This window comes from Salipaludibacillus agaradhaerens, assembly GCF_002019735.1.
Lineage (GTDB): Bacteria > Bacillota > Bacilli > Bacillales > Salisediminibacteriaceae > Salipaludibacillus > Salipaludibacillus agaradhaerens.
The window spans coordinates 3206710-3220043 of record NZ_KV917378.1; the positions used below are offsets into that span (position 1 = coordinate 3206710).

A 13334-nucleotide genomic window follows, 5' to 3' on the forward strand; every position below is an offset into this window, starting at 1 on the left:
TATATCTACAATAAATTAAATGAATGAGTATTCATTCATGGTGTTTTTGTGCTATACTAAAAGAACAATTTAACCAAGGAGAATAACTAATTAAAAGGGGATGGTTGTGTGAGCCTCGTTTTTATTAATTGGATTTTGTTTAGTGTTGTAACCGTTTACGCCATCTATTTGTTTGCCTCTCTTGTCAAAACGAGACGAGATTATATTAAGCTAGGGCAAAAGCCAGAATTTATCCTTTCGAAAAAGGAGCGTATAGAGGCTGTCATGACGATGGTATTCGGACAGAAAAAGCTTCTAAAAGATAAAAAGAGTGGGATCATCCATGTAATGCTTTTTTATGGATTTATTCTCGTGCAATTCTCAGCAATTGATGTGATTTGGAAGGGATTGAGTCCAGGAAGTCACCTCCCCCTTGGACCATTCTATCCTGCATTCACACTATCGCAAGAGTTAGTAGTGGTGATGATATTAGTTGCGGTAGTATGGGCTTTTCATCGTCGCTATGTGGAGAAACTAGTAAGGTTGAAACGTAACTTCAAAGCAGGGCTTGTCCTTATTTTTATTGGCGGATTAATGATTTCTAAGTTGTTTGCTAAAGGAATGGAGATGATTTGGCTTGATAAGCAAGCCACTTTTGCAGAGCCTATTGCCACAGCTATTGCCACAGCTTTTGGTTGGATGAGCGAGGGGGCTGCTGGAGTTGGGTTTTTCGTATTTTGGTGGGCGCACCTTTTATTTCTTTTAACATTTCTCGTTTACATTCCTCAATCAAAGCATGCTCATTTAATTGCGGGTCCCGCAAATGTGTGGCTTGGCCCAACCCATAAAAAAGGTCAGCTCGAAGCAATAGATTTTGAAGATGAAGAGTCAGAGAAATTTGGAAAAAATCAAATAGAAGATTTTGATCAAAAGCAGCTACTTGATCTTTATGCCTGTGTGGAATGTGGGCGCTGTACGAGTGTTTGTCCCGCTACAGGCACAGGTAAAATCCTGTCACCAATGGATTTAATCGTAAAAATGCGTGATCATCTCACAGAAAAAGGAGCGGTTGTGACATCAAGGGCCCCATGGATGCCAAAGTTTGCTTTTAATCATACGTTAGGCAATCGTTTGGCTTCAGCAGGTGGGAAGGAAGCTGCCGCAACACTTGAGGAGAATCCTTATGACACGAACCTTATAGGCGAGGTCATTACAGAAGAAGAACTTTGGGCGTGTACCACTTGTCGTAACTGTGAGGACCAATGCCCTGTTATGAATGAGCATGTAGATAAAATTATAGATATGCGTCGCTACCTTGTTTTGACTGAAGGACAAATGGATCCAGAGGCTCAGCGGACAATTAAAAATATAGAAAAACAAGGTAATCCTTGGGGGATTAATCGGAAAGAACGGGAAAAGTGGCGGGAGCAGGACGAGACGCTAGACATACCTACCGTCAAAGATATGAAAAAGCGAGGCGAGGATTTTGACTACTTATTCTTTGTAGGCTCAATGGGTTCTTACGATAATCGAAGTCAAAAGATTGTAAGAGCATTTGCAAGGATCATGAATGAGGCTGGTGTGACCTTTGCGATTCTTGGGAATAAAGAGAAAAACTCAGGTGATACACCACGGAGAATTGGTAATGAGTTTCTTTTTCAAGAACTGGCCACTGCTAATATTCAAGAGTTTGAAAAAAATAATATTAAAAGGATTGTCACTATCGATCCGCATACGTACAATACGTTTAAAAACGAATACCCAGACTTCGGTCTTGATGCAGAGGTCTACCATCACACCGAATTAATTTTCAAATGGCTGAAAGAAGGAAGAATCCGTCCCAAAAAAGAAGTTAATGAAACGATTGTTTATCATGACTCCTGTTATCTTGGGCGTTACAATGATGTCTACGACCCTCCTAGAGAAATTTTAAAGGCAATTCCAGGCGTCAAACTTGTAGAAATGGAACGAAATAGAGAAAATGGTATGTGCTGTGGTGCTGGTGGAGGCATGATGTGGATGGAGGAAAACACGGGCACACGTGTGAATGAGGCCCGTACAGAACAGGCGCTTGCCACATCACCAGGAGTTATTGGAAGTGCTTGCCCTTATTGTTTAACGATGCTTAGTGATGGGACGAAAGCTAAGGAAATGGAAGATAGTGTTAAAACACTTGATGTGGCAGAAATCGTAGTCGCTTCTTTGCAAGAAGAGACATCATTATCACATATTTAAAAAAAAGGCATAACATTGAGACGAGAGATTTGGAACACATTTATTTTAACTCTTATGTGAGTTTAAGAGGGCAGGAGCAGACGACTGATGCTCCTGTCTTTAAGTATTGCAGGAACCGAAAAGGTACTGCAGAGCTTCATGACCTACCTCTATAAATGCAACGGTGTCAGACCCGTTTGATGCGTCGACTTTGGCAATTAAGCCTCAAAAGAGGTAGTCGGTTTGATCGGAATTTACTAATAGCATCAGCGATATGATTCTAATCATTAAAAAACTTCATCACTCTCTGGCATAAATGATACAATTGTGTTTATAATGGAAGGTATGAGTTTACAAATTGGCCAACAAATGAGCGGATTCGTTATATTGTGGTAGGATTTGCTTACACTAAGTTGCCTTCTGGTGTTGTATTGTTATAAGGGCGATTTAGGTATGGTTTAAAACAGCAACGTCTCTTAACTTAAAACTAGGATGTATGGGGAATACGTTGTGTTTCTCTCTGGATTGTTAAGAGCCGCATACATCTCTTTGTAAAACTAACCGTGACTATATTTTGGCGAAAGGAAGTGCTGATTATGAGTATAAAAGATTTTAGCAATGAACAGCTTGAAGAAACGTCAATGCTTCAGATTGCATATGAACTTCTTTTGGAGGAGAAAAAACCGATTGATTACCACGCCCTTCTCAAGCAAGTTGGGGATGTTAAAGACATGACCGAGGAACAACTGAACAAACGGATTTCACACCTTTATACTGAAATGTCCATAGATGGTCGGTTTGTTAACATCGGGGATAGCCGATGGGGATTACGTTCTTGGTATCCATTTGACCAAACGGAGGAGGAGCTGTCTCAAACAGCTACTAAAGAGCGTAAACGTAAAGCGAAAGAAGAAGACGACTACTTAGACGAGACAGAAGACTTCGATCAATTTGAAGATCTTGAAGATGAACTTGATGAACTTGCTAATGAAGAGGATACGGATTTTGACGAACTTGATGAAGATGATTTTGATGATAAGGATTTAGATGAAGACAGTGAAGAAGAGGATGTTCGTTAAAAGGAACTTGACTTTTTCCCTCGATATCGCTAGAATCATTTTTGGGCTTTACAAAGATTTTTATTATAATATGACTTGATATACATGTGAGAAAGATATGAATATTTGTCTTTTCTCACTCTTAAAAGCGCCCCCGTTATGACTACATAACAGGGGGGCTTTTGCTTTTTTACACCTATCTCACTGAACGGGTATAACTAAATAAATGGACTGGATAATGTAAACTAACAATCAGTGATAACACCAGGTCAGTCAGTATACCTTAAGAAGGACAAGTTATAGGTAGCCTTAAGAAGGGTAAGCAAGTTTACTTGTTTTTAATAAAGCTTTCACCCCGGTAAAACTACAAAAAAGTGAGGGATTTAATCATGTCTACAAAGTATATTTTTGTCACCGGAGGAGTCGTATCATCACTTGGAAAAGGGATCACTGCTGCCTCTCTAGGCCGTCTATTAAAAAATCGCGGTATGAAAGTGACGATCCAAAAATTCGACCCGTATATCAATGTGGATCCAGGAACTATGAGTCCTTATCAGCATGGGGAAGTGTTCGTGACGGATGATGGCGCGGAAACAGATTTAGACTTAGGTCATTATGAGCGTTTTATTGATATTAATTTAGGTAAATATAGCAATGTGACAACTGGGAAAGTCTATTCATCCGTGCTTAAAAAAGAGAGACGTGGGGATTATCTCGGTGGCACTGTGCAAGTCATCCCTCATATAACAAATGAAATTAAAGAACGAGTGCTTTTAGCAGGAAAAGAAAATGCGCCAGATGTGGTTATTACGGAAATTGGCGGAACAGTTGGAGATATTGAAAGTCTGCCTTTCTTAGAAGCTATTCGTCAAATGAAGGGAGAAGTGGGAGCAGACAATGTGATGTATATTCACTGTACCCTTATCCCTTACTTAGCAGCAGCTGGAGAAATGAAGTCAAAGCCTACACAGCACAGTGTGAAAGAATTAAGAAGTCTCGGTATACAACCCAATGTGATTGTTGTGAGGACTGAGCGACCAGTTCCAGAAGACATGAAAGACAAAATTGCGCTCTTCTGTGATATTGACAAAAATGCTGTCATTGAAGCCATTGATGCGGACACGTTGTACAAAGTCCCTCTTGAGCTACAAAAACAAAAGCTCGACGATTATGTATGTAACCACTTAAACTTACCGTGTCGAGAAGCTGATATGGCCGAATGGATCGCCCTCGTTGATAAAGTTACAAATCTGTCTAAAAAGGTCCGCATAGGCTTGGTAGGCAAGTACGTTGCCTTGCCGGACGCTTATCTGTCTGTGGCTGAAGCAATGAAGCATGCAGGTTTTGCTTTTGATGCTGATGTAGAGATCGAATGGATCGATTCCGAGGAAGTGACGAAAGAGAATGTAGCGGAAAAATTAGCTGGTGTAGATGGGATCCTTGTACCTGGAGGGTTTGGTGATCGTGGTATCGAAGGAAAGATTCATGCCATTCAGTTTGCGAGAGAGCAGTCAGTCCCGTTTTTAGGAATATGCTTAGGGATGCAATTAGCTTCAGTAGAATTTGCCCGTAATGTCCTCGGTTACGAAGGGGCTAATTCAGCCGAATTGAATCCTGAGACGCCATACCCAATTATCGACCTTCTTCCAGAACAAAAAGATGTGGAAGACTATGGTGGAACATTAAGATTAGGTCTATACCCTTGTAAACTGCAAAAAGGGACGAAAGCTTATGAAGCTTATGATGAAGAAGTTATATATGAACGTCACCGTCACCGCTATGAATTCAACAATCAATATAGAGAAGAAATGGAAGCGAACGGTTTTACGTTTTCTGGCCTGAGCCCAGACAGCCGCCTTGTAGAAATTGTTGAACTGAGCGATCACCCATTTTTTATCGCTTCACAATTTCATCCTGAATTTGTCTCACGACCGACGCGCCCACAGCCGTTGTTTAGAGAATTCATCCGGGCAGCAAGCGAAGAAAAAGCTTAATTAAAGTGTTCGTAGTAGGCCATTTATTAAGCCGCTGTCCTAAAGAGACAGCGGCTTTTGTATACTATTATAGCGGAACGACTTTGTCTCCAGCGTCCGCATAAGGGAATAATGAGAAGTGGAAGAAAGACGCTCAGTCTTCTTCATGTTCCTCAAGAATATCTGTTACAGCAAAAAATAAGTGGTAATAAATGTACAGGCCTATGAGCAAGTGGGGAGAGCCGATACGTCTTCCTGATTCTAACGGGACTAAGCCGTGCTCGATACCAGTAGGAAGCATAAAATCAATATCCGTAATGACTGAGTCAATCTGAGGAGTAGAGCTAATAGCAATTACGGTAGCCCCATCTTTTTTTGCTTTGGCTATGAGTGTTAATAAGAAAGGGTCTGACATACTTGTATAAGCAATTACAAGCGTATCCATAGGGGAAAAATCCTCTATTTGCCCGTTATGAATAGGTTGGCTATCCTTAATGCGATCTTCGGCAGAACACGCTTGAGTGACTACGCCGGACATTTCAATATCGCTAGCCCAATACACGCTGCCATCACTGATGACACTTTGCGCCATTAGTCTTGCCGCATCTTCTATCTCCTCTGTCAGCTCACCTAAGCGATCTATCAATCCAGTTAATTGTGTATGAAAAATTTTCAAAGTCAATCATCCTTTCAGCGACTACTAAAGATATTGTAACAAGATGAGTTCTCATGCGCACGACTAATATGACGTACTCACTTAGTAATCAGCAAAGTAAAACGGTTGTAATTTAACGTTTTTTTCATTATAGTTTAGCTGAAGTCATACTGAAAATGTATAAATTACAAAGTAATCAAAAAAATTTAATTTCAATAAAATTAAAGGAACAGCTACTATGGAAAGCGAAACTAATCTAAAAGGCGAACATCGACTGACTAAACTAAAAGCTGTTACAGTAAACGTGGGAAATGAGAGAGGAGATTGGTTAATGACACATAAACTTCTAATCGTAGACGATCAATTTGGCATTCGAGTGTTATTAAAAGAAGTCTTTGAAAAGGATGGTTATGAAACATATGAGGCCTCTAATGGGAAACAGGCATTAAATTTAATAAAAGAGAAGCAGCCTCATCTCGTCTTGCTCGATATGAAAATCCCAGGAATGGATGGACTTGAAATTTTACGCGAAATAAGGGAACGTAACTTGGAAGCAAACGTTATTATGATGACAGCTTATGGCGAATTAGAAATGATTAATGAAGCGAAAAAATTAGGTGCTATTGCGCATTTTGCCAAGCCGTTTGACATTGATGAAGTCCGTGGGAAGATACGAGATTTTTTTAACGGAGAAAATTGACTTATGTTTGTCAAATAAATTCTCATAATAGACACGTGAAAAATACAAGCTATATGCTATAATAGGGGGGTGAGTCTGCCTTAAAGTTGAATGAGATCGCTCTGAATAAGGGAATTCGACTTTAGTACATAAACGTCCGAAACGTACAAATAATAAAGATTGGACCCATTTTGGCTGGATTCGATCATATTATTTGTATGTTTGTTTGTGAAAATTACTGTCAGGTAGACAAATCATGCACGTGAAATCAAAGGAGGATTTTGAAAATGCCTTTAGTGTCAATGAAAGAAATGCTTGAAAAAGCAAAAGAAAACTCTTATGGAGTAGGACAATTCAACCTGAATAACCTTGAGTTTACTCAGGCAATTTTGCAAGCTGCTGAAGAAGAGAAGTCACCTGTTATCTTAGGTGTTTCTGAAGGTGCTGCCCGTTATATGGGAGGATTCCATACAGTGGTCGCCATGGTTGAGGCGTTAATGGCTGAGTATGAAACAACTGTTCCAGTTGCTATTCACTTAGACCACGGTTCAAGCTTTGAAAAGTGTGTTGAAGCGATGTATGCAGGTTTCACATCTGTTATGATCGATGGATCTCACTTTCCATTAGAAGAAAACATTGCTTTAACTAAAAAAGTTGTTGACGTTGCTCACACACTAGGTGTTTCTGTTGAAGCTGAACTAGGACGAATCGGTGGTCAAGAAGACGACCTTATCGTAGATGAAGCTGATGCAGCTTATGCTATTCCTGCTGAGTGTGACCAATTAATCCGCGAGACTAATGTAGATTGCTTTGCACCTGCATTAGGTTCTGTCCATGGTCCTTACAAAGGGGAACCGAACCTTGGTTTTGACCGAATGGAAGAAATCTCTAAATTGACTGCTGTACCTTTAGTCCTTCATGGAGGAACGGGTATTCCTACACACGATATTAAAAAAGCTATCTCATTTGGAACAGCTAAAATTAACGTAAACACTGAAAACCAAATTACATCTGTAAAGCGAGTTCGTGAAGTGTTAAACGAAAATCCGGACATGGTTGACCCACGTAAATATCTTGGGCCAGCTCGCGAAGCGATTAAAGAAACAGTCATCGGTAAAATGCGCGAATTTGGTTCTTCTGGCCAAGCGTAAGACATAAACTAACTTCAATGCACCAGTCGTGAAACGATGTTGACAAACAAATATGTTCATCGGCTGGTGTTTTTTAAATACAACGAGTAAGCGTTAACATTATGACTGCTGGAGGGGTGGAACGGTGAAATTTTTCATTGATACAGCTAATTTGGAAGAAATAAAAGAAGCGCACTCACTGGGGATATTAGCAGGTGTTACGACTAACCCGTCTCTCGTGGCTAAAGAAGGCGTTGATTTCCATGAGAGATTACGAGAGATAACGAAGCTTGTCAATGGTTCTGTCAGTGCAGAAGTCATTGCTGAAGATGCGGCGGGAATGATTGAAGAAGGGAAGGAATTAGCGGCAATTGCACCCAATATCACGGTGAAAGTACCGATGACATTAGAAGGTTTAAAAGCTGTTCGGACGTTCAGTGATCTAAACATTAAAACAAACGTGACATTAATCTTTTCTGCAAATCAAGCCCTTCTCGCAGCGAGAGCGGGAGCCACGTATGTGTCACCATTTCTTGGGCGCCTTGATGATATTGGGCATGACGGATTAGATCTCATCACGACAATTTCAGAACTATTTTATCTCCATAATATTGATACGGAAATAATAGCTGCCTCAATTCGGCACCCGCAGCATGTGACAGAGTCTGCATTACGTGGGGCTCATATCGCCACCATTCCGTTTAACGTGATTAAACAATTAGCTAAACATCCTTTAACAGATCAAGGAATTGAAAAATTCCTCACTGATTGGAAAAACACAACGACATCATAAACGACAAGACTAGGAGCCCCAAAAGTATCACTTTTTGGGTGCTCCTTTTTTAATAGAGAAGATTCAAACGTTTTGAAAGCCAAATCACTTAAAGGCTACCCCTTCCTTCTTCAAAGAAAAAGTATTTAACCTGACAGATATTATCATAATGACTATAGCTGTTTTCCTTACAAATATATTTAAAGTACAATTGTCTCTTCGCCTCATGCATTACCTGGAGTACGGTTGGACGGTTGGTTATAAGGACTTTAATTATAAATAATACACAGGGCTTCTGTTCAAAGAGAAAATAGCGTATAGTAGAAGTGAAAAGACTATTTTATGTGCTAATAACTTGTAAAAAAGTGATGTTAAAACTTTAAAGTACATCCTTTTTTATGTACAGGCTATTTATTAACGCTAAACTAATATGGATAAGACAAATAAACGCACATAAATTAGAACGAGTTTAGGGCCTTCGAAGTCTTCTAAACACAATGTCTAACTACTTATAGCTCATGTCACATCCAGGCCCAGTCAATTATGCATTATGGAAGGGAAGCTGTTTTAATATGGAAAAATTATTAATTGAAGGCGGTCATGAATTAAAAGGGACCGTTCAAGTGAGCGGAGCAAAAAATAGTGCAGTCGCCCTTATACCTGCTGCAATTTTAGCTGATTCTACAGTCACAATTGACAATTTACCAAACATATCTGATGTTGAAACATTAGCGTACTTGCTTGAAGAAATTGGGGGCACAACCAAATTAGATGGAGATACTCTTGTCATTCACCCCGAGAAAATGTTTTCGATGCCCCTCCCAAATGGACGGGTGAAACAGTTACGAGCTTCGTACTATATGATGGGAGCAATGTTAGGCAAGTTTAATAAAGCTGTGATTGGCTTGCCAGGGGGATGTAACCTTGGGCCACGGCCGATAGATCAGCATATTAAAGGGTTTGAAGCTCTGGGGGCTAAAGTGACAAACGAGCAAGGGGCTATTTATCTTCAAGCGGAACAGTTGACAGGAGCACGTATTTACCTTGATGTGGTAAGTGTTGGAGCAACAATTAATATTATGCTAGCGGCAGTAAAAGCCAAAGGCAAAACAGTCATCGAAAACGCGGCAAAAGAACCGGAGATTATTGACGTGGCTACTCTATTGTCAAATATGGGAGCTAATATTAAAGGTGCTGGAACGAATGTTATTCGTATTGAGGGAGTAGATGAGCTTCACGGCTGTCGACATTCCATTATTCCCGATAGGATTGAAGCTGGAACTTATATGATTGTGGCTGCGGCGATGGGAAAGGGTGTCAAAGTAGATAATGTTATTCCACTTCATCTTGAATCTTTAAGCTCTAAACTGAGGGAAATGGGTATTTTAGTAGAGGACGGCGATGATTTCATTTACATAGAAAATCGAAAGTCACTGTCACCGATAGATGTTAAAACCCTCGTTTATCCCGGATTTGCCACGGATTTACAACAGCCGTTTACAAGTCTGCTTACAAAAGTTAAAGGAGCGAGCATTGTAACAGACACGATTTATAATGCCCGTTTTAAGCATATTGATGAACTGCGTCGAATGGGGGCGAAGATTAAGGTTGAAGGTCGTTCTGCTTTAGTGAACGGAGGGACGCCATTACAGGGAGCTAAAGTGAGAGCTTCTGATTTACGGGCAGGCGCTGCGCTCGTTGTAGCTGGTCTCATGGCTGAAGGAGTGACAGAAATTACTGGTGTCAATCATATTGACCGAGGGTATGCTGCTCTCGAAGAAAAATTAATAGGACTTGGAGCTAACATTTGGCGTGAATCACTTACTTCTCATGAACTAGAAGAAATCGAAAGCTCTTAGTCACAGAGGTAGGTAGCTATTATTAGGAGAGATTGCAGATATCGCTATGCTCTCCTCCTTTTTTCTTATTGTATTATGAATGATTTGAAATGTTTAATTGTCATGACTCTTTAACCTGATCTATCGTGAAAAATTAGGTGGCATATTATGATAATCTGAAATTATTAATAAAACGACCTAACTATAGACATGAAAAAATGGCATTAATTAAGAGACCTCATGAAAGTTCATACATAAATATAATAGTGATACTGTATTTAAAAAGGAGAGGACAACGATGGAACGAAGCTTGTCAATGGAGTTAGTACGAGTCACAGAAGCAGCAGCATTAGCCTCTGCTAGGTGGATGGGGAAAGGTAAGAAAGAAGAAGCCGACCAGGCTGCTACAGAAGCAATGCGTGATGTTTTTGACACGATTCCGATGAAAGGAACTGTCGTTATTGGAGAAGGAGAAATGGATGAAGCGCCAATGTTATACATTGGTGAAAAGCTCGGCAATGGCTTTGGTCCTCGTGTGGATGTGGCAGTTGACCCTCTTGAAGGTACAAATATTGTAGCTAATGGCGAGTGGAATGGCCTTGCCGTTCTTGGTGTCGCTGATAAAGGATGCTTACTCCATGCCCCTGACATGTACATGGACAAGATCGCTGTGGGCCCAGAAGCGGTCGGGAAAGTTGATATTAACGCTTCTGTGGCGGACAATTTAGCAGCAGTAGCAAAAGCGAAACAGAAAGATGTTGAAGACGTTGTGGTAGCCATTTTGCGGAGAGAAAGGCACGCGCACTTAATCGAAGAAGTCCGAGAAGCAGGGGCAAGGATAAAATTAATGGGAGATGGCGACGTGGCAGCAGCCATTAATACAGCTTTTGAAGATACTGGCGTTGATATGTTGCTTGGCTCTGGTGGAGCCCCGGAAGGTGTCTTAGCAGCCATAGGACTAAAATGCCTCGGGGGAGAATTTCAAGGAAAACTCCTTCCGCAAAATGAAGACGAGCGAAAACGATGTTTAGAGATGGGGATTAACGATATTAATAAAGTTCTGTTTATGGATGATCTCGTTGGTGGAGATGATGCTATTTTTGCTGCAACGGGTGTAACAGATGGCGAGTTACTAAAAGGTGTCCAATATAAAGGTGCGAAAGGGACCACGCAGTCCCTTGTTATGAGAGCCAAATCAGGAACTGTACGATTTGTAGATGGGAAGCACTTATTAACGAAAAAACCAGACCTTGTCATACGCTGAGACGTTAAGTCTCAGCTTCACCTCATGAAAAAAGACTATCGCCCTCTTGTTTTCAGTGGGAAATTATGCTTAGATAAAGAGTGGAGTGACAGGTTACATTTTAGGCAAGTAATCACGGGATAGCCTAAGGTCATTTCACGAAGTACTCTATCCTGCCTCAAGATACTTCTACTCATTGCTTCAGGTTAGATAACACCCTTCATTCATTTAAGATCCAGACTAAAATTCTCTTAAATTTATAAAAGACCGTTTAACGATGAATTTTTTTGGCTAATAAGAAGTCAGGAACCTTAAAAAGAACGAAAGCATTTTGCAGGTTGGATAAATAGACGCGCATTAACAAACAGATTAAGAAAAGGTGTGATGAAACGCATGGGCGTGACTTTAAAAGAAATGGAGCATATGAAGCTCAAAGAATTATATGAACTGGCTAAAGAACATAAAGTTCAATATTATAGCCAACTTACAAAAAAAGAACTTATGTTTGCTATTTTCAAGAAACAAGCAGAGAATGAAGATCTGATGTTCATGGAAGGCATTTTAGAGATTATCACATCTGAAGGCTTTGGTTTCCTGCGTTCAAATACGTATAAGCCAAGTTCTCAGGACATTTACATCTCTGCTTCCCAGATACGCAGGTTTCAATTAAGAAATGGTGATACGGTGTCTGGGAAGGTCCGTAAACCAAAAGAAAATGAACGATATTATGGTTTGCTACAAGTAGCTGCAGTCAATGGGGAAGATCCTGAAAAAGCGAGTGAACGACCACATTTCCCTCAATTAACACCTTTATACCCCGAGAAAAAACTGACCCTAGAATATCAATCGAGTATGATCGCTTCCCGTGTGGTAGATATGATTTCTCCTGTGGGGTTTGGACAGCGTGGGTTGATTGTTGCCCCGCCTAAAGCAGGTAAAACACTATTATTAAAAGAAGTAGCTAATAGCATAGCAAAGAATCATCCAGATGTTGAGTTGATGGTTTTACTCATTGATGAACGGCCAGAAGAAGTGACAGATATGGAGAGGTCTGTTAAAGGTGAAGTGGTTAGCTCCACATTTGATGAAGTGCCGGAAAACCATATTAAAGTGGCGGAACTCGTACTAGATCGTGCCATGCGTCTTGTTGAAGCTAAAAAAGATGTTGTTATTCTAATGGACAGTATTACGAGGCTTGCTCGAGCATATAACCTCGTTATTCCACCAAGTGGCCGAACTTTGTCAGGAGGCATTGACCCTGCTAGTTTCCATAGGCCCAAGCGTTTCTTTGGTGCGGCAAGAAACATTGAAGAAGGCGGGAGCTTAACAATTTTAGCCACTGCGCTTGTTGAAACAGGCTCTCGTATGGATGATGTTATTTATGAAGAGTTTAAGGGAACTGGAAATATGGAGCTTCACCTTGACCGTAAATTGGCAGAACGTCGGATTTATCCAGCTATTGACATACGACGTTCTAGTACTCGCCGTGAAGAGTTACTCCTTCCTAAAAACCAAATTGAAAATTTATGGGCTATTCGTAAGACAATGAACGACCAGCCAGACTTCTTAGATCGTTTTCTTAAAAAGGTTCGTAATACGAAAACAAATGATGAGTTCTTTGATACATTTGAAAAAGAAAAATCAGGAAGTACTCGTCCCAAAAATACGACAGTATAAACGAATAAAAAATGTTCATTGTGGCAGGCGGACAAGCTACAATAAATTAAACAAACGTTTGATGAAGAGAAAAGAGAATGTCATTTAACGTGACAAAGAAACGGGTTGTCTTTGTC

At 40.3% G+C, this 13334-nt stretch carries 10 protein-coding genes; 9 read left to right on the forward strand and 1 reads right to left on the reverse strand.

Annotated features, from left to right (window positions below):
• Positions 1 to 108 precede the first annotated feature (108 nt).
• From BK581_RS14955 to BK581_RS14965, 3 genes are all read left to right on the forward strand, one after another.
• The gene (locus tag BK581_RS14955) at positions 109 to 2214 is read left to right on the forward strand and encodes a (Fe-S)-binding protein (protein WP_078578916.1); all 2106 of its coding nucleotides are present in this window, start codon (positions 109 to 111) and stop codon (positions 2212 to 2214) included.
• A gap of 575 nt (positions 2215 to 2789) precedes the next feature.
• Positions 2790 to 3272, forward strand: coding sequence for a DNA-directed RNA polymerase subunit delta (gene rpoE / locus BK581_RS14960; protein WP_078578917.1), 483 nt, complete (start codon positions 2790 to 2792; stop codon positions 3270 to 3272).
• Positions 3273 to 3640: 368 nt separating this feature from the next.
• Entirely contained in the window at positions 3641 to 5245 is a 1605-nt protein-coding gene (locus BK581_RS14965; RefSeq protein WP_078578918.1) for a CTP synthase, read from the forward strand.
• 133 nt (positions 5246 to 5378) lie between these two features.
• Here the strand turns inward: BK581_RS14965 and BK581_RS14970 are convergent, their stop codons facing one another.
• Positions 5379 to 5900: a DUF2529 family protein gene (locus tag BK581_RS14970; protein WP_169837728.1), complete on the reverse strand. Its 522-nt coding sequence runs from the start codon at positions 5898 to 5900 to the stop codon at positions 5379 to 5381.
• A 310-nt stretch (positions 5901 to 6210) separates the two neighbouring features.
• Between BK581_RS14970 and BK581_RS14975 the strand changes: the two genes are divergently transcribed.
• From BK581_RS14975 to rho, 6 genes are all read left to right on the forward strand, one after another.
• On the forward strand, positions 6211 to 6579 hold the full coding sequence (locus BK581_RS14975) for a response regulator (protein ID WP_078579960.1): 369 nt from the start codon (positions 6211 to 6213) through the stop codon (positions 6577 to 6579).
• Positions 6580 to 6845: 266 nt separating this feature from the next.
• A complete protein-coding gene (gene fba / locus BK581_RS14980; protein ID WP_078578920.1) occupies positions 6846 to 7709 on the forward strand; it encodes a class II fructose-1,6-bisphosphate aldolase in 864 nt (287 codons plus the stop codon).
• Positions 7710 to 7833: 124 nt separating this feature from the next.
• Entirely contained in the window at positions 7834 to 8481 is a 648-nt protein-coding gene (gene fsa / locus BK581_RS14985; protein ID WP_078578921.1) for a fructose-6-phosphate aldolase, read from the forward strand.
• 551 nt (positions 8482 to 9032) lie between these two features.
• Positions 9033 to 10319, forward strand: a complete 1287-nt coding sequence (locus BK581_RS14990) for a UDP-N-acetylglucosamine 1-carboxyvinyltransferase (RefSeq protein ID WP_078578922.1) — start codon at positions 9033 to 9035, stop codon at positions 10317 to 10319.
• A gap of 277 nt (positions 10320 to 10596) precedes the next feature.
• Positions 10597 to 11562 (forward strand): class II fructose-bisphosphatase, encoded by a 966-nt coding sequence (glpX, locus tag BK581_RS14995; RefSeq protein WP_078578923.1) that lies wholly within the window; start codon positions 10597 to 10599, stop codon positions 11560 to 11562.
• A 372-nt stretch (positions 11563 to 11934) separates the two neighbouring features.
• Positions 11935 to 13218, forward strand: a complete 1284-nt coding sequence (gene rho, locus BK581_RS15000; protein WP_078578924.1) for a transcription termination factor Rho — start codon at positions 11935 to 11937, stop codon at positions 13216 to 13218.
• Positions 13219 to 13334: the final 116 nt, after the last annotated feature.